Raw genomic sequence first — 23,255 nt, forward strand, 5'->3', positions numbered from 1 at the left:
TTATGACTTATAGACAAGGCGGCACACTGATAATCGGCATACCCGCAAACACCACACCGAAAGCGGAAAACAAATATAGCCACGCCGAGACAGTGGCATGAAAGCGCTGACGGCCTTGATGCTGCTTCGCCACTTGGCAACTCCCCCAGGCAAGCGCCACAAGCCCTACGGCAGTAATAAGACTAACACCACCTAGCGCGGCATTAAGACCTGTAAGCGCTCCCGCTTCTGGCGATGGTGGCGCCACCGCACAGGCTACTGAAAGGCCGCTATAAACCGCCACAAACCATAGGCTCCATAGCGTTAGTCCGATAATTAAGTGGATGGGATGAGTAAAATGTAGTCGTACCATCACCATTATCCTCCTATCACCCGAGGCAGTATCGCCAACGCCCCGACTAACAACCAGAATGTGACCACGTTATAGCGCCAAAGTAGTGCCACTACGGCGGGTTCAAACGGCGCATGAGCACCCACGTAGCCATAGCCAACGCGCATGCCTTGTAATACCGTTAAGATAACCGCCAAGCCACCATGAAAAAGCGCGTAAACAAGCCCCACCAGCATCACCGCATCGTGGGTGGTTTGGGTCGGTGAAAGATCGGCTCGCCAGAGCGCCCAGCCAGCGAGCCCCACTTGAAGCGCGCCTAACGCAGCGGCTAAATAGAGACTTGCTCTTAACCCTGCATCACGCTGCTGACGCAGCCCGCGCACCAGCTTCTCTACCACCACGCACCCAGCTAAAACCGCCCCGCCAGCTATGCCCGTTATCAGCAGAGACAGAGGCGGTGTATCTGGCATTTGCCACTCAGGCGAAACAGTCCATAGATAAAACCAGCCAAACAGATAGGAAAGAAAGAACGAACCGTTGGCAATTAAAAACACCGCCATTGCCCAAAGCCCAGGGCCATCCATCGTACGTGAATGGAGCGGCGGATCGCCTGGCTTCACGCCGGCATCAGGAGCCGCATTCGGGTGTGCACCGTTCTCCCACGACCAGCGCAGTAGCAACACGCCAGCAATCACTACAAAGATGCCCGCTAGCGCATAGACACGGGTTAATAAACTAATGCACACCACTGCCAGCGCTGCTGCGGCAAACAGCGGCCACCAAGAGTTACCAGGCAGGTGAATGATTTCGCGCACTTTGCCAGTAATCGGGTCGCTACCCCAGATTTCACGCCGGCCGTGGGAAGCCACCGCTAAGCCGTGCATACCCTTCGCCATGGTATGTGGCAAATTCGGGTCATCCCACAACGGATGCCGTGTTTCTACAGTAGGTAAGCTGACAAAGTTATAAGCGCTTGGGGGCATCGAGTTAGCCCATTCCAGCGTATCGGCATTCCATGGGTTCTGTTTGGCGGGTTTACCAAACCGGAAGTGCAGCGCGATATCCAGCAACACCATGGCAATACCCGCCGATAGCACAAAGCTGCTGACGGATGAGAGCAGGTTATAAATCTCCCACCCAGAACCAGCTTCATAGGTATAAACACGCCTGGGCATACCTAAAAGGCCCGTCCAATGCATAATCAGAAACGTACCGTTAAAACCTAAAAAGGTTAGCCAGAACCCCCAACGCCCGAGGCTTTCAGATGGCATACGCCCGGAAAATAGCGGCAACCAGTAGTAAAGCCCGGCAATGAGTGGGAAGAACATGCCTCCCACCAACACATAGTGCATGTGGGCTACCACAAAGTGGGTATCGTGCACCTGCCAGTTAAATGGCACTAGCGCCAACATCACCCCGGTTAAGCCACCGCAAACGAAAATAATCAAAAAGCCCATCACCCAAAGCATGGGCAGTTTCATTTTAGGTTTACCTAGCCACAGGGTAGCCAGCCAAACAAACACCTGAATCGCCGTTGGTACCGCCACCAGCATGCTAGCCGCCGAGAAAAATGCCTGAGCCAGCTGAGGGATACCCACTGTAAACATGTGGTGTACCCAAAGCCCAAAACTGATAAAACCCATAATAGCGATGGCAGCTACCACCCACCCATAACCGACAATAGGCCGCCCGGCAAAAACCGGTATTAGCGTGGAAACAATGCCCGCGGCAGGTAGAAAGATGATGTAGACCTCAGGGTGACCAAACAGCCAAAACAGATGCTGCCACAGGATGGGGTCGCCGCCTCCCGCAATCTGGAAAAATGGCATACCAACGGCGCGCTCAAGTTCCAGTAAAACGCTGCCAAGTATCAACGGTGGAAACCCCACCACGATCATCAGCGCCATGGCCAAGATATACCAAGCGAACAACGGCATTTTATGCAGCGCCATGCCCTGAGTGCGAGTACGCAATATCGACACTACCAACTCGACACCCGCAGACACTGCGGAAATTTCCACAAACGTGATGCCTAACAGCCAAAAATCTGAGCCCAGATCAGGCGCGAACTCTTTACTACTAAGCGGGGTGTACATAAACCAGCCGCTGGAAGGCGCCATTTCAATAATCAAGCTGGAAGTAAGAATAATCCCGCCAAATAAATAGCAGAAATAGCCAAGTGATGTTAGCCGAGGGCAGACCAGGTCGCGGGCACCGATCATCTTTGGGATCAGGTAAATCGCCAGCCCTTCCAGCATAGGAATGGCGAACAGAAACATCATCACCGTGCCATGCATGGTGGTGACCTGATTATAAATGTCTGGCGACATAAAGTTTTGGTCGGGCATCGCTAACTGGGTTCGCACCAGCATTGCTAAAATGCCGCCAATCAGGAAAAACACCATCCCCGTGACCATAAAACGTAGGCCAAGCGTGGTGTGGTTGACGATAGTTAAGGACCTTAGACCTTTGGGGTTCCCCCAAATGGTGTGCAAGTCTTCGTGCAATTGCTGCGGGTCATGCTCAATGGCTTCTTGATTGACACTCTTCATGGTGACAAGGCCTCCAGCCAAGCACCCAGGGCATCCAAGGTGTCCGTTTCAATTTCACTGTGGGTAGGCATCTTATTGCCTGGCTTTAGCGTTTGGTGATGCTGCAACCAGCGACTCACCGCCCCCTCTTCCATGGCAATCACCCCCGCGCCTAGCGTGGCGCGACCGCCCACATCTGAAAGCGTTGGCCCAATGCCCCCTTGGCTAACGCCCTCTACCTGGTGGCAGCGGGCACAATGCGCCATAAAAGCATCTCGCGCGTCGTCGTAAGTAGCATCGGCAACGGCCAGTTCGCTAAGCGTCGCCTCTTGTCTTGCAGTTAACCATGCCTCGAACTCGCTGCGTGGCAAGGCCTCCACATGCAATTGCATATGGGCATGGCCCACGCCGCAAAGTTCGGCACACTGCGCACCAAACACCGCGGGCTCATCGGCTTGTAAACGAATTTTATTTACGCGACCCGGCAACATATCTATTTTCCCCCCCAGCCGGGGCACCCAAAACGCATGAATCACATCGGCACCACTGACATGAAAATCTACTGGCTCTCCAGCAGGCATCACCAGTTGATTAGCGGTCACAACCTCACCGCCTTCAGCATCGGGATAGCGCACTTCCCACCACCACTGATGGCCAATCACCTCGATAACTTCTGGCGGTTCGCTCATGGGTAGCGTTAGCATCCGCTGGCCGGCGGGAACGCCAAACAGTAGCAGCGCGGTAATGCTGGCCACAGGCAACATAATGCCGCCGCCAATAATCCATCGGCGAGCGATACGGCGCTCCTGGGTAGGTGTGCGTTCCACATTTCTTGGTTTAAAGGCGTAAAGCCAAAGAGCTGTCACCCCAATCAGTACAAGGGTGGCAAATCCGAGCATTACCCACCAAATTAGCCGCACGTCTCGCGCAGCAGGCCCAGCAGGGTCTAAGATAGATCTATCACCTGTGCAGCCCGCTAAGCTCACCAGTAAGAAAGTCCCAAGCAAGCATGCTGTTCGCTGGCCCCATCGCGACGATAAATATGAAATGATGGTGGACGTTACGCCATTACGTTCCCTCATTTGCAATTTTCCTGGCATGCCGTTGGTCTGAATGACTTTTTCGCTTTGTCTAACCACAGGAAGTGACCATGACACTTACTCCCCAACGCTCGATAAAAAGCCGTGCCGCGCTGGCTGGCCATCCGCTTCACCCAGTGATGATCCACTTTCCTGTGGCCGCACTGATGGCGCTGGTCGCCAGCGACCTGGCTTACTGGTATACCCAAGACCCATTCTGGCTGCGCAGCGGTTTGTGGTTGGCGGGGGTAGGCGCGTTTGGCGGCTGGATTGCTTCGGTAGCGGGCATTATTGACCTGGTCACCGTGGCGCGGATCCGCCGCCTGATCACCGGCTGGAGCCACGCGATTGTAGCCGTTGTTATGCTTTCCCTGGCGTCGCTTAATTGGCTTCTGCGATTTAATGAACCTGGCGCGGTACTGCCCTGGGGGCTGGCCATTTCGCTGGCCACTGCCTGCCTGATCGCGCTGGCAGGCTGGCTGGGCGGCCAGTTGGTATACGAGCATGCTGTCGGCGTCGACGTTGAGAAGTCGCCTTAACAGTGCAATGTCGGCAATAGTAGTGTTGGCACTTAAGCGAATAATCTTCATCGCGTTAACTCCAAGCCAGCGGTTTGGAGAGCACAAACCCAAGCACACCCAATATCCCCGTTAACGCGAGGATTAAGGCGCATAGACTGGCAACTTTTACGCCTTTGAAAATCCCCATTTCCAGCCGCAAAATCAGCCAGCCGAAACAGCCGTGGGCAGCCACCATTAGCACCACGGCACCTAGCTTTAGAATTAACCACCCTCCGAGAAGGCCATGTAACAGAAACAGCAGCGTGCCCGACGCGATGGCGACCAGGGCAGCAGGTGTTGCAATGGAGTTGTAGAAAAATCGCGGCATAGGGGGCGTGCCTTGCGCGAACCCCGCGTCTTTACGCAGCTGGAGCGCATGCAAAAGCAGAGCGGGTAAATAGAGAAGCGCGCCGCACCAGGTAACTAGCGCGGCGATGTGCAGCAGTTTTAGCCATGGCATTGAGGCTTCCTTGCGTTGCGTAAGGCGATAACGGGATTTGCCCCAGATAACCTTAGTTAACAAAAGCGACTCTAGCTAGGCAGGATAGTGAAGATAAGCAGTTATAATCAGTTAAAAGCCCGTGTTAGGAGATATAGCGAGAGCTACTCCACAGTGATTTCGTAACCGGTGAATTTACGCAGGTTAATAACCCCGGTGTCAAAGATCAGGTACTGCCCTTTTACACCTTGAAGAGTACCTTCAATCAGCGGCTGCTTATCAAAGTTATGGGACGTCACCTTACTCGGAAAAGTCGCCACGGGATAATGAAAGTCCAGTGGCGTTTCATCCAGGATACGAATGGCATCCGCACCGTGCACGTCACGTAACTGCCCTAACCCATCGGCTAACAGGTTAAAAAGACGGTCACGCTCTGCGCACAAATCCAATGGCTTCACCTCGCCTTTAAGCATGGCACGCCAGTTAGTTCGGTCGGCCACCTGCTCTTTAAAGAGCATTTCGACAAAACCAGACTGTTGCCGGGTATTTACCTCAAGAATGGGCAATGCCTGAATGGCCCCTTGGTCCAGCCAGCGGGTTGGCATTTGCGTTTTGCGGGTGATACCTACCTTCAAACCGGATGAGTTCGCTAAGTAGATAATGTGTGGCTGGAAGCAGTGCTTTTCACCCCACTCGGGGTCCCGGCAGGTGCCCTGATGATAGTGGCACGCCTCGGGTTTCATAATGCATGTATCACACTGGGCTAAACGCTTAAAGCAGGGGTAACAGTAGCCTTGAGCAAAACTTTTTTTGGTTGCCCGCCCGCAGTGGGTACAAGCAATAGCGCCGCTCCAGGCAAGTCGCATCGGTGAGCCGATACGCTCATTCAGTGGTATTCGATGGTCGCCCGCGCGAAGGTGATACACCACCCGATCATCTTGGCGGCTAGGTAAGTCAGCCGCCATTTTTTGCAAACATCCTTGCACCGGGGATGCTACCGAGGCAAACAGATCATCAGTCACGCGTAGCATCCCGGGCAAGGCCTGCCATTTCAGGGGAAACACCGGCACCGGTCGCGCCAGCACCACAGGTACGCTGCTCCAGATAGCCGACACGGCTCTCTTCAGGAACGTTATTCTCCACCTCAAAACGCATCACCGCCTCCAGGCACAACTCGGTCTGTTCTGGCGTTAAATACCGGCCATCGGGCCATTTGCGCAACGCCACTGCCTGCTTAAGGCTTTCGTAAATGGCGGGCGTCATTTGATTAATCATTTTATCGAAGGTCATATCACTCATCGTAGGCACCTTTAATGTTTGCTTCGTTTGGAAGAATAATACCAGCCTGTGACCAGCCCCACGAGCAGCCCGCCCAAGTGCGCTTCATTCGCTACGTTGCCAAAGCCCACGCTACCGGCAATATCGGTCATGGTGAACACCATCCAGCCCAGCATGAAGACGACTAGCATCTGGGGGACGAAAAATCCGCTTTGCGGGGCACGATAAGACATCAGCCACACATGGGCCAGCAAGGCGTAAACCACACCAGACATACCGCCAAACAGCACTGTGCCAGTGACATATTGCGCAATGTTAGCGCCAATACCGGCAACCAGAAGCAGTAGCAGCATGGTACGACTACCCTGAAGCTGCTCGATTTGACGCCCGAAGTACCATACCCACATCAGGTTGAAGATCAAATGCATCCAGCCAAAGTGTAAAAACGCAGGCGACAGTAAGCGCCATACTTGGCCAGACATTATTGTGTCACTAAGGTTGCCATATACGAGCTGCCCACCTGAAACGCCCACCGGCACGATAGTGAGCCCAACAATTAGTAAGTCGCCAAATACCCCTGTTAGGGCAAAAACAAATAGGCTAATACCAATCATCAGCGCTGTAACCGGCACTTGGCGCAACATCGGCACCAAACGATTCATCCCGCTTCGGTGGGTGGGTCGAACAGTCGTCGTAATCAGAGGCTCACCTCGCTCCCAGCGACTCACCAACGATCTCATTTCATCATGCTGGCGCGGGTCGGCAACCCATAGCAGCTGGCCATCTGCTTCATCGGTAATGCGATGACCAATGCGGTAGTGCCATAGCGCTTTACGCAGCTCTTTTGTGTCCGCGCCCGTGGGTAAAAGCATTACTGGATGCATGGCAGGTTCCTTTCAACCAATAAGAATCGGCGTAACGTCACGCCGCGTCACCAACGGATAGACGAAAAAAATCCGGCGGAGGGGGCCGCCGGATCAAAAAGCAAGGGATCATTCAAGGGAACACTTACTCTGATAACCGACAACACCGTTAGTTCAGCTATTTTGAAAAAAATATGTAACCGTGTGTAAAGCTGAAAAATATCGCTATTAATCAAAATCTATTTCCCACGGTTTAGGCAGTGCACGCTCCTCTTTCGGCACCTGTATCCACACAAAATGATCGGCATTGAGCCGCGCTTCTCCGCTCCAGCGATAAGCCACTAAACGGCCAAATTTCACCGCACTATAATCCAAGCAGGCAATGTTGTGTGCTGGTAAGGCGGGAATACCCTCGCACCAGTAATGGCCAATAAATAAAGGTGGCTGTTCAGGGCCGTAATAACTAAGGCGCTGACGTTCAGTATCGGTCAGCGTTCTGGTCTCTAGGTCACCAGGAAGGTTATCTGGCTGAAATACCACGTCCCCCCACTGCTGCGGGTTCGCTGACCAAAAGTGCGCACGAAAACTCTGCCTAGTAAAGCCATCGCCTGAGTGTATCGCAATGCCTTTTGGTAACGGTATATGAGGCCCACGGGTTAGGCGATCAAGTATACGAAAGGCTTGTGTAGAGGGGTCAGTGGACTCAACCAGAAAGTGGTTGTCCATGCAGGCGTTGGGCGCACGCTGTTTGAGCTGTCGAATCAACTCGTCATCCCAGCAGGCATGCACCACACGAATCCCATCCAGCTCCAGACATAGCGGAATAGTCTTAAACCACGCCAGGGTGTCTTCCCACTCGTTTGTATAATCGCGGTACTGAGCCAGCGTGTCTTCAATAATACGATTATGGCGCGGCGTATGTTCGCGCAGCCAGCGCTTGTTGCTACCAGGGGGCGCAGGGTGCGTATAGGCCAGGGCATTATATTCATGATTACCCATGACAATATATGCTTCGCCCTCTTCAACCATTCTGCGTGCGATGGTAACCGCTAGACGAATACGGGGGCCACGATCAATTAAATCACCTAAAAAGATCACTTTTCGGCGTGGGTGACGATACACCCCACCCCGTTGATGATAGCCAAGCCGCTCTAATAACGCTGCCAGTGTTGCACCACAGCCATGTACATCCCCGATTAAATCGTAGCCCTCCATATTAATCCCCTAGCCGATGGCTCCAGCCGAGTTTACTGCGCAACACTTCATAGAAGTTATGCCCAATAGGATGCACGAGCTGAACGCGCTCTGGTTTTCGTTGAATAACGAGCACATCGTCAGGTTTAGCCACGGCACGAGTTTGTCCGTCGCAGCTGATATGGGGATAGGTCTGATTGGTTTCACCAATGTGAACACGGATTTCACTGGCAGCGTCAATCACAATAGGACGACTCGACAGCGTATGGGGGAACATGGGCACCAACGTCACTACATCCAGCTTGGGGTGCATGATTGGCCCGCCGCCAGAAAGTGCATAGGCGGTTGAACCAGTGGGCGTGGCAATAATTAAGCCGTCACTACGTTGGCTATACACAAACTGCCCATCAATAAACAGTTCGAACTCAATCATGCGCACCGCTTTACCTGGATGAACCACCACTTCATTGAGCGCAGCACCGCTACCCACCGCTTTACCGTTTCGGTACAACACGGCATCTAGCAAGAAACGTTCTTCAACTTCAAACTCTCCCGCCAGCACTTCGCCAACCCGACTTTCTAGTTCATCAGGAGAAATATCCGTTAAAAAGCCTAACCGCCCCCGGTTCACGCCTAACATCAACGTACCGCTAAGACATAGCGTGCGGGCAGCCCCGAGAAGGCTACCATCCCCCCCTACAACGATGACCAAATCGCACAGCTCCCCCAGCATGCGGCGGCTGGCTTCAGGCAGTCCATGGTTCGGTAACACCGTTGCGGTCCGGTCTTCAATCAGAACTTTATAATCGTGGGCAACTAGATAGCTGACCAACCGCTTAAGCGAATCGACCACTTTGTCACTGCCTAAACGGCCGATTAAGCCGATTGTTTTAAAGGACGTCGCTTTAGAGGACGTCGCTTTTTTAAGGGGCGCTTCTTCTAAAGGCTGCGTGCGTTCGGCCTGGCTCAAGGGTGCTAAACCTGACGATGGGGTGTTAGACATGGACAACTCTCGCTGGCATCAGCCCACATTATGGAGAGTATGAGGGTGTCGAGCAAATTGCCCAGCGCAACGCGAAACCGCTGGCTACTCTGGGCAAAAACAATAGCTTGAATTAGTTAGACAGATATAGCGCGACGACGCTGCAACCACCAGTGATTTAACCACAGAGAAGCGGCCATGATAGCGGCGCCCAATAGTAGCTTGCCTATATCTGCATCCCGGTTCCAAATCACCAGATTAACCACCAAACCAGCGGGCACCAGCGCATTGTTCATTATTGCCAGCGTTCCTGCATCGACCTTAGTGGCTCCTTGGTTCCAAGCGAAATAACCCACGCCAGAAGCGACTAGCCCAAGCCATGCCAATACACTCCACTGCACCGGTGTACTGGGCAGCGCTGCCGCATTACCAAACAGCAAAAAGGCAGGGAGTGCCACTAGCATTGCGCCGATAAAGAACCAGCCAAAAACGTTATGCCACGCCAAGGTGGGCGGCAAATCGGCTGCGAGACGACGATAGCCAACCTGACCTAACGCAAAACAGAGATTAGCCCCCTGCACTACCAAAAAGCCCATCCAGAACCCACTATCAATACCATCGTAACGAATGACGCCTGCTCCGATCACCGCCAATAGTGCGGTTACTAAATAAATAGGCGTGAAGCGCTTAAACATTAGGTCATCTAGAAGTGCAATATAAACTGGCGTGAAAATCGTGAATAACAGAACCTCAGGAACCGATAGCAGTAAAAACGAGTGATAGAAGAAGGTGTACATGACACCTAACTGCACCGCACCCAGCGCCATTAACGCTAAACGCTGTTTTCCACGCAGCAAGCTGGGCCGTAAAAATGGCAGGAACACCAGCATGGCGAGCGTTACCCGTACAAGCACCGCAAAGTAGCTGTCTACTTGGCCTGCCAGATATACACCAATCAACGAGAATGAGAACGCCCACAGCGCCGTCACGCCAACAAGGTAGCCCATAGTAAACCCCATCAAAAAGAAAAGTTGACAGGGATTATACGCGCTTCACAACAACTGCCAATGGGCTAGACGAAGAATCGCTAGCTTAGTGCTTTTTTAACCATATAAACGCATGCACTACGCCAGGAAGCCAGCCCAACAACGTCAATACAACACTAAGAGCAACACGTTTTGCCCCGCCCTCTGTTAACCCAACGGCCAAAGGCGGTAGCAAAACAGCTAGCGCGCGGTAGGCAAACAGAACCGATGACGGTTGAGACGATGCTGGCGCTGCTTCAGAAGCAATGGGTGATGGGGCTTGATGCTTAAGCGCACTATCAGCCTCATTTGTTTGCGCGGTAGGCGTAAAGTGCTCTACCGCCGCTTGCGCTTGCTTAGCTTGCTGCTTCTCTTTAGCTAGTGCTTTTTGGTGAGCCTCTTTATCAATTTTCTGCTCTAACGTTTCCGCGCCGTCTGCCAAATCATCGTGATGGCGCTCCCAGTCTTCCCAATCATGTGGTGTACCGGATTTTGGACGCTGGCTACCTGCCCCACGAGCTCTCTCCCACGCTTTTTCTTCTAATGTGTTGGGCCGTTCAGGGTCTCTTTCTATGCCAACGCCTTTGCGATTGAGGTATTCACGTGCGTCCATACTGACTCCTTGCAGCTTCTGAAATGAAGCAAAGCGTTGAATGTATCAATAATAAGGACAACGCAGGGTGAGTTAAATCTTCTACATTAATAGAATTATAGGTCTCGTGGCTCATGGCTCTTGTGACTCATAGCTCTTGTGATTCATAGCTCTTGTGATTCATAGCTTTCATGCCGCAAGCGGTTATTGCTCTACTCTCTTTAAGAGTGAAACTGCGCGTATTACGTCAAGGAGTGTCAAGATGAATAATAGAACCCCCGATACCGTACGCGATGTCATGTCACGGGACTGCTACCGCGTCACTGGCCAAACCTCTATCACCAACTTAGCCCAAGGTTTGGCATTGCATCGCTTACCAGGCGCTCCAGTGGTAGATGCGTCTGATCGGCTGATTGGTTTTATATCCGAACAGGATGTGATGGGTCGCGTATTGGACAGCATCTACCACGATGATGAAGCGCCGCTGGTACGTGAGTTAATGCGCCAAGACGTGCTCACCACAACGCCCAATAAAAGTATCACCGACTTAGCACAGGAAATGCTCGGAGCAAAACCAAAGGTTTATCCCGTTGTGGAGCAGCAACGCCTAGTGGGGATTGTCACGCGCCGCGACATCTTAATGGCGCTGCTAACGATTCGTCGACACTAACTATCACCGTACTACCTATCGCCGTACTATCTATTGCCGTACTACGTCAGAAAACGACCGATTGATAAGCAAAAAAAACCGCTGCTTGATAAGCAGCGGAAGCAAGGGATCGAAAACAATAGCCAGAACAACACTATTAACGACTGCTATCGCGATGTTGCCTGTACACACTCTGACACCTTGCAGGGGAAAAGTTCGCAAAACTGCAAAATTTTCGTCTTAACGAGCAGCAGGCGTATACTGTCGTGCATTGTTAAACGAATGCTGATACTGATTTTGCAGGGAGTGTAGTATGGCGCTGTACCTATTAGTGTTTGGCGTCTGTTTGCTGGTAATAGGTGGCGTGCTGGTAATATTAATGACCGTAGGTACGCCACGCTACCGCACTGAGCCTAACGACCTGATCAATTTGTTCGACAAAGCGCTGGAAAGCAGCATCAGCGAAACGGAGTGGAATGCCATCATTGGCTACCCCATTCGCCACGATGAGTACCTGGATAATGTCCGCCGTCGTGCATCACATTTAATGGACATCCACGGGCGCCATTGGCAAATTGCTCGAAGCAAACCGTTACTTAACCAAGAGGGTTACGCGGAACTGAAAGCATTACGTGATCATTTAGCGGCACACACAGCGCTGCGCCAGCGGTAAACAGGCCAGTAGTGCCGAGGAGACCTCATGCCGAGTACTATTCGTCAAATCCCTTTAGAAAGTGCCACAAAGCATCACTCCCACGATTTTCACCAAATAGTCATTACGCTGTGCGGCTCTTCAGAATTTGAGATTGAAGGCCTAGGTGGCCGGGTAAACGCATTTTCAGGCTGCATTGTTCCCGCGAATCATGAACACTTCTATTCAGGTAACGGCTACAATCGTCAACTGATACTGGACCTGCCTGAAGATGCACCTGCCTTAACGGGCGAACACCGCGAATTAGTAGCACTGTTTGATGCGCCGCGTTTTTTTGCACTCGACAATCCATTGCGCCACTACCTTGCTTTCGTAGAAAGCGAGCTCGCCCAAGGATTTGACACGTCGGCAATGTCTTTCCAGCAAGATCGTCTTGCTGCCACGTTGTTAGGTTCATTAAAGGCTCGTCTGGGCGCATCAGAAAGCGCATCACAACGGCGGCTCAACCTTGATCAAATCGATCGATTTATTCGCCACCACTTGGCCGATGAGCTGAGAGTCGCTGATTTAGCAAAATTGGCCTGCCTCAGTGAGGCACATTTCTCTGAACGCTTTCGCGTCCAAACGGGCCTGTCGCCCTGGCAATATGTTCGACGCCAACGCTTACACGCAGCCAGGCAACTTGTATTACAAAGCCGTCTACCACTCACTGACATAGCCATTCAAACAGGCTTTGCCAATCAAAGCGCTCTTTCGCATGCTTTTCGGCGTAGTTACGGCTTGTCCCCCCGCCAGCTACGCCAAGGAGTAGGCGCAACCAATACGCCGCTCGATTCGGCTACCCACTTAGCGCCGTCTTCAACATCCGGTGCAACCTCGTTAGCATCTTCCGCGCCTTCTTCAGGAGCAAGCGTCAAGACTGGCGCACTCTCATTTCGCTAGTGATGAAGCAGTTAGCTTGGGCACATAACACGCTATTTTGCGTGCTGGCAGCCGTTTAGAGACTAAACTAAAGTCTTAAAAAGCGTTTCTTGCCGAGAATTTGACACGTTTTGCCATGAAAACGACATACACCTAATGGCAGCTCGCTCTACATTCGACCGTTATCTTGGGCGCAGTGCCCTACCATCGCTTTATTTCGGTTATTTGATTCAGCTTTTCGCTTTCTGTTTAGACTTATGGGGGCCTCAATGCTCAATGCCAAGAAAATGCGTGACCCTGCCATCTGGCAAACTGATCTTGATACGCTTATGGAGCGTATCAGTGATCACTATCTTGTCGATGAGGATGCCTTCGTCAGTGAATCAAGGCTCTCAACGCTGGCCCACACTACCTACAGCGTTTTGTGACTGAAAAAACAATCACCAACAGCACTGCCGCGCTGGGTGGTAACGCGTCGCTTCTGGCGCTTGGCGATAAGTGAACAGCTCAGCAATGCTGACGTGTCGACTTGCAAGGAGAACCCCATCATGAACAAAACTAATCTTAATTTGCATAGCGACGTGAGTGATCTTCGCTCACGCATCCGCAGCAACTATGACGCCGATGAAGCAGCGGTGCTGCATGAGCTGATCGAACGCATCAAGCTATCAGAGGATGACCGACGCAAAGTTGCTGCCGCCGGTGCCAACTACGTGGAGCGTGTGCGCAAAGAGAGGTCTCCCTCGATGATGGAGGCGTTCCTCGCTGAGTACGGCCTTTCCACCACCGAGGGCGTCGGCCTGATGTGTCTGGCAGAAGCCCTGCTGCGCGTGCCTGATGCGGAAACCATCGACGACCTGATCCACGATAAAATCGAGCCGTCCGACTGGGGCGCGCACCTGGGAAAATCGTCCTCATCGATGGTTAATGCCTCGACCTGGGCGCTGTTACTAACCGGTAAAGTACTAGAAGAGGATCCCAAGGGCCCAACCCGGGCGCTACGCGGCCTAGTACGCCGTATGGGCGAGCCGGTAGTGCGTAAGGCGGTTGGTCAGTCGATGAAGATTCTCGGCCGCCAATTCGTACTCGGCCAGACCATCGAAGAAGGCATGAAGAATGCCCGCGACCTAGAGAAACAGGGCTACACCTACTCTTACGACATGCTTGGCGAGGCGGCTCGCACAGATGAGGATGCCGTCCGCTACCATGAGGCCTATGCCAAGGCGATCACTGCGATCGCCGAACAGGCCAAGGGCGATGTACGTGGCAGTCCCGGTATCTCGGTGAAACTATCAGCCCTGCATCCGCGTTATGAGTACACCCACCGTGACACGGTAATGGCAGAGCTCGTACCCCGTGCGTTGGAACTGGTAAAACAAGCGGCCAAAGCCAATATCGGTTTCAATATCGACGCAGAAGAGCAGGATCGACTGGATCTGTCACTCGACGTGATCGAGGCACTGATGTCCGACCCCAGCCTCGATGGGTGGGACGGCTTCGGGGTCGTTGTACAAGCCTATGGGCGTCGCGCCGCGCCGGTGATAGAGACACTTTACGAACTTGCCGAGCGGTTCGGCCGCAAGATCATGGTGCGCTTGGTCAAGGGTGCCTACTGGGATTCCGAAATCAAGCTCTCCCAAGAGATGGGCGTTAAAACCTTCCCGGTCTTCACCCGCAAGGTCAATACCGATGTCAGCTACATGGCCTGCGCTCAGATGCTGCTCGACCGGCGCGACCGCATCTATCCACAGTTCGCCACACACAATGCCCATACCTGCGCCGCCGTCGTGGCCATGGCAGGCGATGACAAGGACAGCTACGAATTTCAGCGCCTGCATGGCATGGGCGAATCGCTGCACCACATCGTTAAAGAGGCTGAGGGCACGCACTGCCGCATCTACGCCCCGGTCGGCGCTCACCGCGACCTGCTGGCCTACTTGGTGCGTCGCCTGCTAGAGAATGGCGCGAACTCCTCGTTCGTCAACCAGGTGGTGGATAGCTCGATTCCCCCGAGCGAAGTATCAAGAGATCCAGTTGAAGGGTTTAAACAGCTTGGCGAGGCCATCTCAAGTCCGTTGATCCGCCAGCCCGGTGAGCTGTTTGCGCCAGATCGCAAGAACTCCAAGGGTTATCGTATCAACGAACCTGCCTCGATCCTGCCGCTGCTTAATGCGCGGGAAACCTTTGCTGACAAGACCTGGACAGCAGGTCCCATGCTAGTGGGAAATCCTGCTCCCCAAGGCCCGGCTCGCGATGCAGTCTCTCCCGCCGACAGCTCGCGTATTATCGGCAAGGTGCATGAGGCCACCCCTGAGGAGGTAGCGGCCGCTCTCGACGCTGCAGAGCAAGGTTTCCGTGAGTGGTCAGCACGTCCTGTGGCCGAGCGTGCCGAAGTGCTCCGTCGTACCGCGGATCTCTATGAAGAACATATCGCTGAGCTGACCGTGATCACCACCCGCGAAGCCGGTAAGATGATGTTTGATGGCATCGCTGAAGTGCGCGAAGCGGTGGATTTCCTACGCTACTACGCCAATGAGGGTGAGCGGCTGGAAGCGGAAGAACCCGGTAGCGCCCGCGGTATCTTCGTCTGCATCAGCCCTTGGAACTTCCCACTGGCCATCACCACCGGGCAGATCGCCGCAGCCTTGGTGGCTGGCAACGCGGTACTTGCAAAACCCGCCGAGCAAACGCCGCTGATCGCCGCCCGCGCCGTCGAGTTGATGCGTGAGGCTGGCCTTCCAGAAGCAGCACTTCAACTGCTGCCTGGCGATGGACCCACGGTGGGTGGCCCGCTGACTAGCGATCCACGTATCGCTGGTGTCTGCTTCACTGGCTCGACCCCCGTGGCACAGATTATCCACAAAGCCCTGGCGCAGAACGCAGGACCCGATGCGATACTGGTTGCCGAAACCGGTGGCCTCAACTCGATGATCGTGGACTCTACGGCGCTGACCGAGCAGGCAGTCCGCGATATCTTAATTTCCTCCTTCCAGTCGGCTGGGCAGCGTTGTTCAGCGCTACGCATGCTGTATGTGCAGGAAGAGGCGCGCGACCGGTTGCTCAACATGCTTTATGGCGCCATGGACTCGCTCACCATCGGCGATCCTTGGAATACTGACACCGACGTCTCACCAGTGATCGACGCCGACGCCCAAGCCGAGATAAGCGACTACGTAGCAGCGCACGAGAAGACAGGTAAGGTGTTGAAGAAACTGTCCGCACCGGAAGCTGGCACCTTCGTCACCCCCGCGGTCATTGAGGTTGGGGGCATTGCAGACCTCGAACGCGAGATATTCGGCCCGGTTCTACACGTGGCTACTTTCAAGGCGCGAGACATCGACAACGTGGTCGACGACATCAATGGCAAAGGCTACGGATTGACCTTCGGCCTGCATACCCGCATCGATGATCGTGTGCAGCAAATCGTCGAGCGCATCCATGTCGGCAACGTTTATGTTAATCGTAACCAAATCGGCGCCATTGTCGGCTCCCAACCATTCGGGGGCGAAGGCCTCTCGGGCACCGGGCCCAAGGCCGGTGGCCCGCTCTATGTCACTCGCTTCCGCCGCACTGCCACCGCCGAGCACCACGAGGCTCCTGAGGGGAAAACCATCTCACTCAGCGACCTCCAATCGGCTTTAGATGGGCTAGATGCGCGGAACTGGGCGGTACGACCCAATCGGATCGAAGTACTCCGCAAGGCACTCTCCGGCAAAGGCGGCGTGATCCGCAAGGCCCTTAACGAGACAGCGGCCCTCGACATGACACCGCAGACGCTTCCAGGACCCACAGGGGAAAGCAACCGCTTGGCGATGTATCCAAAAGGCGCTGTTCTGTGCCTTGGGCCAACGCTGGATATCGCCGCTGCCCAAGCAGTACAGGCGCTTGGCGCGGGCTGTACGGCAGTAGTGATCGCACCAGGCGCAGCTCAAGCCGTCCAGCCGCTGGTCGACGCTGGCGCGCCCGTGATTGGGCTCGACGGTAGCATCACAGCAGATACACTAAGCGAGGTTCAAGGGATCGCCGCCGTCGCCGCGGCTGGCAAAAGTAATTGGACGCATGAACTGCGGATAGCACTCGCTAAGCGCGACGGTGCCATCGTGCCGCTCGAGACTCAGACCATTTCACCAGATCGCTACGTGGTGGAACGTCATCTGTGCATCGATACGACCGCAGCGGGTGGCAACGCCAGCTTGCTGGCAACGGCCGAATAGGCCCGCTGGCTTTGTCGACGTCATGCTTCTCAACTAAACTTAGACGACAATAACATCGTGTTGCCGGGAGGCGGCCAGTACAGGCGCTTCCCTAGCAAGGAATATCGAGGACCAAGCGGTAGCGCCTTGCTACACGAATAAGAAGCGGAGTTAAACATGCGTGCTACTAGCGGTTCTGCACGGCAAGCGCGCTAACCTGTCGGAGCTAGCTCCGTCCTGACAAATTGGAGAACTTTCATGGCTATCGGTGTTTGGATTAGTCTTTTTGCCTACTTTGCGCTCATGATCGCCATCGGCATTTATGCCATGCGCAAAGCGACATCTTCATCAGAAGATTACATGCTGGGGGGACGTGGCCTCAGTCCACAAGTAGCAGCTCTGTCGGCTGGCGCTTCGGACATGAGCGGCTGGCTGCTGCTTGGGTTGCCCGGCGCAATGTTTGTTTCCGGCTTAGGATCCGCCTGGATCGGCATTGGCCTTCTGGTGGGTGCGTTCTTCAATTGGACTCTGGTCGCCCCCCGACTGCGTGAACAGACGGTTCACTACGGTAATGCGATTACCATTCCAGCCTTTTTGGCAAACCGCTTTCCGACACGTGCGCTTTCACTGCGCACGGTGTCTGCTATCGTTATCGTCATCTTTTTCGCGGTTTACACGGCATCAGGCCTAGTCGCTGGGGGCAAACTGTTTGAAAGCGCGTTTGCCGGTATTTTTAACATCGGCGGCATGAGCGACTATGCTGTAGGCATCCTCATTACACTTGGTGTGGTACTTGTCTATACCGTTGTTGGCGGCTTTCTGGCCGTGAGTATGACCGACTTCGTGCAAGGCTGTATCATGATGCTAGCGCTAGTAATCATGCCTGCAGTGGTGCTATTTGGCGAAGGCGGTGGCGGGTTCTCCCAAGCATCACAGACGCTAAATGAAGTCGACCCCACCCTGCTATCCTGGACGTCAGGGCTGACCTTTATTGGCTGGCTCTCTGCGGTTACCTGGGGACTGGGATATTTCGGTCAACCACATATCATTGTGCGCTTTATGGCCATCCGGACGCTGAAAGATGTGCCTACTGCCCGTAATATCGGCATGAGCTGGATGCTTATTTCCCTGATTGGCGCAGTCTCTCTAGGTCTATTTGGCCGGGCTTATGCAATCCGCAACGGCATGGATATCGAGGATCCAGAAACGATCTTCATCATTCTGGCGAACCTGCTATTCCACCCGCTGGTCACCGGCTTCCTCTATGCGGCACTGCTTGCTGCGATTATGAGCACCATTTCCAGCCAATTGTTAGTATCGTCGTCTTCATTGACCGAAGATTTCTATCGCCTGTTCCTCAGAAAGGAAGCAACCGATAAAGAGTGCGTAAAGGTGGGTCGAATCTGTGTCGTACTGGTTGGTCTGGTGGCCGCTGTGATTGCGTCAAATCCAGACTCCCAAGTTCTTGGGCTAGTAAGTAACGCCTGGGCTGGCTTTGGCGCAGCATTTGGCCCGCTGATCATTCTGTCGCTAATGTGGTCTCGCACGAACGGAGCTGGCGCCATTGCAGGCATGGTAGTGGGCGCTGCTACCGTCATGATTTGGATTGCATTAGGCTGGAACGGAGAATTTATGGGTGGCCCCGGCGTGTACGAGATCATCCCAGGCTTCATCGCTGCCTTTATTGCCATCTTGGTGGTTAGTAGCATAACTGCCGATGCGGGTGAATATCAGCATATTGATCGCTAGACGAGCGTCAATGACACACTCAGCTTAATTAAACAATTAGTTGATCATTGAGGCCTTCCCATGCCACGGGAAGGCCTCTTTCACTTCTGATGGCCTCTTTTATAAGCCCATTATTTAGCGGCGGAGCTCCACTCTTTGCCCCAGGTCAATAACCTGCCCTCCTCTACCCGATACACTCTTTACATGGTTCGCGATCATGTCGAACAACGGTTCACGTTAACCACTCACTGCAAAGACTCACATTAATGGTCAGGAGCGACGCTATGCGCCATAACTCTCTTTCAACACTGCTCACCACTGGACTTGCAGCAGCCACATTGATGGCAAGCGGCCAAGTTTTAGCTTACGGCGCTGGCGATTTCTTTACTCGCGTGGGTGTTGCCAAAGTGGAGCCAAAAAGCGACAACGGTTCATTAGCCGGAGGCGCGTTCACGGTTGATGTTCAGGACAAAACCGATTTCGCATTTACCCTGGGCTACCGCTTCCACGACAAAATGGGCATCGAGTTACTGGCAGCTCTGCCGTTTGAGCACGATATTGCCCTGAACGGTGATAACCTTGCCTCTACCAAACACCTTCCCCCAACTCTAACGCTCCAGTACTACCCACTAGGTGGCACTGATGCGCGCGTACAGCCTTATGTCGGCGCAGGTATTAACTACACCTTTTTCTCTGATGAAGAGCTAGCCATTGGCGAACTGGAGCTGGACGACTCCTGGGGGGCCGCAGCTCAAGTGGGTATCGATTTACTTATCGATGAGAACTGGGCACTTAACGCAGCAGCGTGGTATATCGACATCGATACTGACGCGACCATTAACGGTGCCGCTGCAGGCACGGTAGAGATTGATCCCTTAGTGGTTATGGCAGGCTTAAGCTATCGGTTCTAACACCGCTACGGCTGTACTAGCCGTATAATCGCATGAAAAATGCCCAGTCCCGCTGCTTGCGGTGCTGGGCATTGTCTTTGCTGACACCCTCATCACACTAGGCTTCAGCTCCTCGTATTAGCGCGACCTAGCTTTCGGTAACTAGCCGATCTATCTTTTCAACGGCTCGAACAACCAGTAGCTGGTCACTGGCACGAACTTTTTCCTGCATTAGGTAAGCAGCCACTGCCGGCGCTACATCGCACTTGGCAGGCATGGCGGCCTGGGCATCAATCAGTGCATTTAATCGAGCGATAAAGACAAATCGAATCCACTGAGGCAGCGACATCGTGTCGATACAGAAGGGTTGCTGGCTATTAAATGCTGAAATATCAGGCGTTGGCATACGCCATAAGTTAGCGGCCTTCATAGTGGCTTCAAGCTCAAGAAGCGCGGTTTGAAGCTGTTGATGGACGCTCATAAGCACCTTTTCCATTTGAATCAGTAAAGCTCTATTATCCCAGCACTGTGGGTAAGTTGCCAACCGTCTGACAGAGTTTGTGTCTTATTCACAGATTCACAGAAAACCTGCAAGAGGCTGTGGATAAACTATGGAAAGATGTCGCTACTGTTACTCTCATGCGGGTTACGCCATGTTGTGCAATTTTTAACCATTTTGATAATAAAGCACGGATTAATCAGCGTTTGCGGCTGACAGTGACACATCAGCAAGGTAGAGTGCAGGCTTGAAATGCGGAAGGATGTCATGCAACCAATCCAGACACTTGATGAGTTTTTTACACGTAGCGGCGCGGACGTTTCCCTCTACCATATGGGACGACGAGTAACGGACTGCCCACGAGAAACACTGCGTGCATTCGAAAATGGCGAGATAGCCTGGCCGGAACCCTGGCAACAGCAGGCACGCCTTGGCGTAGTATTTCGCATGGGTGACATGCCTGAACCAGCCATCTGGTTTTTGGCGCTGCCGCTAGACGAACAAGGCAAGCTCTCCCCCGCCCAACGAGACGGTTTTATTAATCGCTTGCTCGAAACCCTTGGGCGAAATGCGGCGCAGCTAGAAAATAAACCGCTAGGCCAGGCAGAAACTGCTGACGTGGATCACCTAATGAAGGATAATCCGCTCGCTTTTTCGCCTGATATTACTTTTCAAGCAATGCTTAATGCTCAGGCCACTTATGCATTAGAGCTTGCCGCTAGCCAACACTTAGAGCCTGTCGAGGCCTATCTTAGTGGCCAGCAGACTATTGACTGGCAAGCACTGGGATTACAAGGCATCGCTGATTATGTGGTACGCCTCGACTTACCCACATCAGAAGCGCTAGCGCTGCGCCTTCCCCAGTTGCCCACTAGTGTCGCTCACTCGCTGTGCTATTGCCTGGAGCATAGGTCTCTTGCAGAGCCGCTGGTAAGTGCATTACGGGCGCGTGGAGAGCAAGCAGCCATTGATGGTGACGTAGAAACCCTGTGCGCCTGCGTGCGCGCCGTGGGCTGCACTCCATCAGCAGATGTCGGCCAATGGTACTCAAGCCTGCTAAATGACCCTGTTGCTTGCGGCCCAGATATTATCGCAGCCATTGCTGGCCGCGGGTGGTTATTGTTAGAAGACGCTGAACGTTTACCACTGCTTTTACAGCGTTTAGCAGAAGACAAACGCACTAACTTTAATGCAGTCGTACGTGACCTTGCACTGATTCCCAGACTTCGCCTATTGGTTATGCTGACACTACGCGACGCGCCGCCTGATTCCGCGATTCAGCTAAGGCTAAGTGCGTTGATTAACCAAGCTAGAAGCTAGCTATTTATTTATGAGACGCTAGATCGACTCATTTCTTGATGACAAACCTTCATTTGCCAGGAGTATGCCGTGAAGGAATTACCCTATCAGGCCAAAGCAGTCATCGGCCGCCGTGAAATGGTGACGTTACCTGAATTAGGGCTTCACCTTTGCTGCAAAGCCGATACTGGCGCGCGCACCTCTGCTTTGCATGCCGAAGAGATTGACACTCATGAAGATGAGGATGGGCAGCTGTGGGTAAGTTTTATTACCCATAGTGGCGGCCCGCAAACGCCTGCCCACCGCTACCAGCTCCACCTGCACGACAGGCGGCGCGTTACCAGTTCTAATGGGCACAGCGAGTGGCGTTATGTTATTCGCACCCCGATGCAATTGGGTGAACTAAATTTTCCGGTTGAACTAACCCTGACTGACCGTAGCAATATGCGCCATCCCATGCTGCTTGGGCGCCGCGCTATGCGACGCTTGCTTATAGCCCCTGGGGCTGCATTTTTGCACGGCGAGCCTTAAACTAACTTATTAGCCATACTTTTTGGCCCCGGAGCCCTGCATGCATATTGCCCTGCTTTCGCGCAATCGCAATCTATATTCTACTCGCCGCCTTATTGAGGCCGCCGAGCAGCGTGGGCACACCGCTCGCGTGGTAGACACGCTGCGCTGCTATATGAGCATCGCCTCCCACCATCCGTCGATTCATTATAAAGGCGCCGAAATCGAGCCCTTTGATGCCGTCATTCCTCGTATAGGGGCATCGGTTACCTTTTATGGCTGCGCCGTACTGCGTCAATTTGAAATGATGGGCACCTACGTAATAAACGACTCTGTTGCCATCACTCGTTCACGGGATAAGTTACGCTCGCTACAGCTTCTATCCAGGAAGGGGCTGGGCTTGCCCATCACGGGTTTCGCCCACTCTCCTGATGACATTCCTGACCTTATTACCATGGTCAAGGGTGCTCCGCTGGTCATCAAGCTGCTGGAAGGAACGCAAGGTATCGGCGTTGTACTTGCTGAAACAAACCAAGCAGCTGAGTCGGTTATTCAAGCGTTTATGGGCATGAAAACCAACATCATGGTTCAGGAGTACATTAAAGAGGCGCGCGGCGCCGATATTCGCTGTCTGGTGATTGGCGATAAAGTGGTTGCTTCGATGAAGCGTCAGGCAGCCGAAGGCGAGTTCCGTTCAAACCTGCATCGTGGGGGCACCGCCAGCGTCATCCGCATTACCCCCGAAGAGCGCTCAACGGCCATTCGAGCGGCAAAAGCCATGGGACTGCGCGTTGCAGGTGTCGACTTACTACGCTCTAACCATGGACCGGTGATTATGGAGGTCAACTCATCACCTGGACTACAAGGTATTGAGAATGCAACAGGCAAAGATATCGCCAGCATGATCATCGAACACATCGAAAAAAATGCCATGCCAGTGCGTAAAGCGCCACCCAAGCCTAAAGGCTAAGGCTTAATGCAAAAATAATCCGCATTAGGGGTGGCAAATTAGCGCTGCCACCCCCACAATCTGCGTCACC

The 23,255-nt window shown here is 53.5% G+C and carries 23 protein-coding genes and 1 pseudogene; 12 read left to right on the forward strand and 12 right to left on the reverse strand.

Features of this window, described 5'->3' with window-relative positions; all coding sequences use genetic code 11:
- Positions 1–7: 7 nt before the first annotated feature.
- From K7H08_RS16375 to coxB, 3 genes are read right to left on the reverse strand one after another with little or no spacing between them, the layout of a single operon-like run.
- Positions 8–352, reverse strand: a complete 345-nt coding sequence (locus tag K7H08_RS16375) for a hypothetical protein (RefSeq protein WP_198350117.1) — start codon at positions 350–352, stop codon at positions 8–10.
- A gap of 5 nt (positions 353–357) precedes the next feature.
- Positions 358–2,883: a cytochrome c oxidase subunit I gene (ctaD, locus tag K7H08_RS16380; RefSeq protein WP_231658546.1), complete on the reverse strand. Its 2,526-nt coding sequence runs from the start codon at positions 2,881–2,883 to the stop codon at positions 358–360.
- Positions 2,880–3,944, reverse strand: coding sequence for a cytochrome c oxidase subunit II (coxB, locus tag K7H08_RS16385; protein WP_231658547.1), 1,065 nt, complete (start codon positions 3,942–3,944; stop codon positions 2,880–2,882). Before coxB ends, ctaD begins: the two co-directional genes overlap by 4 nt.
- A gap of 68 nt (positions 3,945–4,012) precedes the next feature.
- Between coxB and K7H08_RS16390 the strand changes: the two genes are divergently transcribed.
- Complete coding sequence (locus K7H08_RS16390) at positions 4,013–4,480, forward strand: DUF2231 domain-containing protein (protein WP_231658548.1); 468 nt, start codon at positions 4,013–4,015, stop codon at positions 4,478–4,480.
- 55 nt (positions 4,481–4,535) lie between these two features.
- Here the strand turns inward: K7H08_RS16390 and K7H08_RS16395 are convergent, their stop codons facing one another.
- From K7H08_RS16395 to K7H08_RS16430, 8 genes are all read right to left on the reverse strand, one after another.
- Positions 4,536–4,961 (reverse strand): CopD family protein, encoded by a 426-nt coding sequence (locus K7H08_RS16395; protein WP_095604605.1) that lies wholly within the window; start codon positions 4,959–4,961, stop codon positions 4,536–4,538.
- 143 nt (positions 4,962–5,104) lie between these two features.
- Positions 5,105–5,971 (reverse strand): DUF2797 domain-containing protein, encoded by an 867-nt coding sequence (locus K7H08_RS16400; RefSeq protein WP_231658549.1) that lies wholly within the window; start codon positions 5,969–5,971, stop codon positions 5,105–5,107.
- Positions 5,955–6,239: a YeaC family protein gene (locus K7H08_RS16405; RefSeq protein WP_038483142.1), complete on the reverse strand. Its 285-nt coding sequence runs from the start codon at positions 6,237–6,239 to the stop codon at positions 5,955–5,957. Before K7H08_RS16405 ends, K7H08_RS16400 begins: the two co-directional genes overlap by 17 nt.
- An 11-nt stretch (positions 6,240–6,250) precedes the next feature.
- Complete coding sequence (locus tag K7H08_RS16410; protein ID WP_231658550.1) at positions 6,251–7,102, reverse strand: rhomboid family intramembrane serine protease; 852 nt, start codon at positions 7,100–7,102, stop codon at positions 6,251–6,253.
- Positions 7,103–7,309: 207 nt separating this feature from the next.
- A complete protein-coding gene (locus tag K7H08_RS16415; protein WP_089037675.1) occupies positions 7,310–8,296 on the reverse strand; it encodes a metallophosphoesterase in 987 nt (328 codons plus the stop codon).
- A 1-nt stretch (position 8,297) separates the two neighbouring features.
- Entirely contained in the window at positions 8,298–9,278 is a 981-nt protein-coding gene (locus K7H08_RS16420; protein ID WP_038483133.1) for an NAD(+) kinase, read from the reverse strand.
- A gap of 116 nt (positions 9,279–9,394) precedes the next feature.
- Positions 9,395–10,264 carry a carboxylate/amino acid/amine transporter gene (locus K7H08_RS16425; RefSeq protein WP_038483130.1) on the reverse strand — a complete coding sequence of 290 codons (870 nt, stop codon included), beginning with the start codon at positions 10,262–10,264 and terminating at the stop codon, positions 9,395–9,397.
- 85 nt (positions 10,265–10,349) lie between these two features.
- The gene (locus tag K7H08_RS16430) at positions 10,350–10,895 is read right to left on the reverse strand and encodes a YqaE/Pmp3 family membrane protein (protein WP_038483127.1); all 546 of its coding nucleotides are present in this window, start codon (positions 10,893–10,895) and stop codon (positions 10,350–10,352) included.
- 241 nt (positions 10,896–11,136) lie between these two features.
- Here K7H08_RS16430 and K7H08_RS16435 point away from each other — a divergent pair, with 241 nt between their 5' ends.
- The 8 genes and pseudogenes from K7H08_RS16435 to K7H08_RS16465 all read left to right on the forward strand — a co-directional run bounded on the left by K7H08_RS16435 (position 11,137) and on the right by K7H08_RS16465 (position 19,928).
- Positions 11,137–11,544, forward strand: a complete 408-nt coding sequence (locus K7H08_RS16435) for a CBS domain-containing protein (protein WP_038483124.1) — start codon at positions 11,137–11,139, stop codon at positions 11,542–11,544.
- A 292-nt stretch (positions 11,545–11,836) separates the two neighbouring features.
- Positions 11,837–12,196: a hypothetical protein gene (locus tag K7H08_RS16440; RefSeq protein ID WP_038483121.1), complete on the forward strand. Its 360-nt coding sequence runs from the start codon at positions 11,837–11,839 to the stop codon at positions 12,194–12,196.
- Between the two features lie 27 nt (positions 12,197–12,223).
- Positions 12,224–13,117 (forward strand): AraC family transcriptional regulator, encoded by an 894-nt coding sequence (locus tag K7H08_RS16445; RefSeq protein ID WP_038483117.1) that lies wholly within the window; start codon positions 12,224–12,226, stop codon positions 13,115–13,117.
- A 248-nt stretch (positions 13,118–13,365) separates the two neighbouring features.
- Entirely contained in the window at positions 13,366–13,524 is a 159-nt protein-coding gene (locus tag K7H08_RS16450; protein WP_231658551.1) for a hypothetical protein, read from the forward strand.
- Positions 13,497–13,598 (forward strand): annotated as a pseudogene (locus K7H08_RS18520) (1-pyrroline-5-carboxylate dehydrogenase); the annotation flags it as partial. The gene K7H08_RS16450 and the pseudogene K7H08_RS18520, both read left to right, overlap by 28 nt.
- 46 nt (positions 13,599–13,644) lie before the next feature.
- Entirely contained in the window at positions 13,645–17,310 is a 3,666-nt protein-coding gene (putA, locus tag K7H08_RS16455; RefSeq protein ID WP_231658552.1) for a bifunctional proline dehydrogenase/L-glutamate gamma-semialdehyde dehydrogenase PutA, read from the forward strand.
- 237 nt (positions 17,311–17,547) lie between these two features.
- Positions 17,548–19,038: a sodium/proline symporter PutP gene (gene putP, locus K7H08_RS16460; RefSeq protein ID WP_038483111.1), complete on the forward strand. Its 1,491-nt coding sequence runs from the start codon at positions 17,548–17,550 to the stop codon at positions 19,036–19,038.
- 263 nt (positions 19,039–19,301) lie between these two features.
- A complete protein-coding gene (locus tag K7H08_RS16465) occupies positions 19,302–19,928 on the forward strand; it encodes an OmpW/AlkL family protein (RefSeq protein WP_038483108.1) in 627 nt (208 codons plus the stop codon).
- Between the two features lie 127 nt (positions 19,929–20,055).
- On the opposite strand, the gene K7H08_RS16470 is transcribed toward K7H08_RS16465, so the two are convergent.
- A complete protein-coding gene (locus K7H08_RS16470) occupies positions 20,056–20,388 on the reverse strand; it encodes a YqcC family protein (RefSeq protein ID WP_120387184.1) in 333 nt (110 codons plus the stop codon).
- Positions 20,389–20,673: 285 nt separating this feature from the next.
- On the opposite strand from K7H08_RS16470, the gene K7H08_RS16475 reads away from it, so the two are divergent.
- The 3 genes from K7H08_RS16475 (at position 20,674) to rimK (ending at position 23,185) form a co-directional block, all read left to right on the forward strand.
- Positions 20,674–21,726, forward strand: a complete 1,053-nt coding sequence (locus tag K7H08_RS16475) for a DUF3549 family protein (RefSeq protein WP_198350112.1) — start codon at positions 20,674–20,676, stop codon at positions 21,724–21,726.
- 69 nt (positions 21,727–21,795) lie between these two features.
- Complete coding sequence (locus tag K7H08_RS16480; protein WP_009724956.1) at positions 21,796–22,236, forward strand: ATP-dependent zinc protease family protein; 441 nt, start codon at positions 21,796–21,798, stop codon at positions 22,234–22,236.
- A gap of 40 nt (positions 22,237–22,276) precedes the next feature.
- Positions 22,277–23,185, forward strand: a complete 909-nt coding sequence (gene rimK / locus K7H08_RS16485; RefSeq protein WP_038483098.1) for a 30S ribosomal protein S6--L-glutamate ligase — start codon at positions 22,277–22,279, stop codon at positions 23,183–23,185.
- The last annotated feature ends 70 nt before the right edge of the window (positions 23,186–23,255 follow it).

Origin of the sequence: Halomonas sp. IOP_6 (assembly GCF_021151565.1) — a bacterium.
Taxonomy (GTDB): domain Bacteria; phylum Pseudomonadota; class Gammaproteobacteria; order Pseudomonadales; family Halomonadaceae; genus Vreelandella; species Vreelandella alkaliphila.

Coding starts and splice junctions, on each gene's coding strand:
- ctaD (WP_231658546.1), bottom strand. CDS start 2,883: ATGAAGAGTGTCAATCAAGAAGCCATTGAGCATGACCCGCAGCAATTG.
- putP (WP_038483111.1), top strand. CDS start 17,548: ATGGCTATCGGTGTTTGGATTAGTCTTTTTGCCTACTTTGCGCTCATG.
- K7H08_RS16405 (WP_038483142.1), bottom strand. CDS start 6,239: ATGAGTGATATGACCTTCGATAAAATGATTAATCAAATGACGCCCGCC.
- K7H08_RS16430 (WP_038483127.1), bottom strand. CDS start 10,895: ATGGACGCACGTGAATACCTCAATCGCAAAGGCGTTGGCATAGAAAGA.
- rimK (WP_038483098.1), top strand. CDS start 22,277: ATGCATATTGCCCTGCTTTCGCGCAATCGCAATCTATATTCTACTCGC.
- K7H08_RS16435 (WP_038483124.1), top strand. CDS start 11,137: ATGAATAATAGAACCCCCGATACCGTACGCGATGTCATGTCACGGGAC.
- putA (WP_231658552.1), top strand. CDS start 13,645: ATGAACAAAACTAATCTTAATTTGCATAGCGACGTGAGTGATCTTCGC.
- K7H08_RS16400 (WP_231658549.1), bottom strand. CDS start 5,971: ATGCTACGCGTGACTGATGATCTGTTTGCCTCGGTAGCATCCCCGGTG.
- K7H08_RS16440 (WP_038483121.1), top strand. CDS start 11,837: ATGGCGCTGTACCTATTAGTGTTTGGCGTCTGTTTGCTGGTAATAGGT.
- K7H08_RS16415 (WP_089037675.1), bottom strand. CDS start 8,296: ATGGAGGGCTACGATTTAATCGGGGATGTACATGGCTGTGGTGCAACA.
- K7H08_RS16420 (WP_038483133.1), bottom strand. CDS start 9,278: ATGTCTAACACCCCATCGTCAGGTTTAGCACCCTTGAGCCAGGCCGAA.
- K7H08_RS16445 (WP_038483117.1), top strand. CDS start 12,224: ATGCCGAGTACTATTCGTCAAATCCCTTTAGAAAGTGCCACAAAGCAT.
- K7H08_RS16375 (WP_198350117.1), bottom strand. CDS start 352: ATGGTACGACTACATTTTACTCATCCCATCCACTTAATTATCGGACTA.
- coxB (WP_231658547.1), bottom strand. CDS start 3,944: ATGAGGGAACGTAATGGCGTAACGTCCACCATCATTTCATATTTATCG.
- K7H08_RS16470 (WP_120387184.1), bottom strand. CDS start 20,388: ATGAGCGTCCATCAACAGCTTCAAACCGCGCTTCTTGAGCTTGAAGCC.
- K7H08_RS16465 (WP_038483108.1), top strand. CDS start 19,302: ATGCGCCATAACTCTCTTTCAACACTGCTCACCACTGGACTTGCAGCA.
- K7H08_RS16410 (WP_231658550.1), bottom strand. CDS start 7,102: ATGCATCCAGTAATGCTTTTACCCACGGGCGCGGACACAAAAGAGCTG.
- K7H08_RS16475 (WP_198350112.1), top strand. CDS start 20,674: ATGCAACCAATCCAGACACTTGATGAGTTTTTTACACGTAGCGGCGCG.
- K7H08_RS16450 (WP_231658551.1), top strand. CDS start 13,366: ATGCTCAATGCCAAGAAAATGCGTGACCCTGCCATCTGGCAAACTGAT.
- K7H08_RS16425 (WP_038483130.1), bottom strand. CDS start 10,264: ATGGGCTACCTTGTTGGCGTGACGGCGCTGTGGGCGTTCTCATTCTCG.
- K7H08_RS16390 (WP_231658548.1), top strand. CDS start 4,013: ATGACACTTACTCCCCAACGCTCGATAAAAAGCCGTGCCGCGCTGGCT.
- K7H08_RS16395 (WP_095604605.1), bottom strand. CDS start 4,961: ATGCCATGGCTAAAACTGCTGCACATCGCCGCGCTAGTTACCTGGTGC.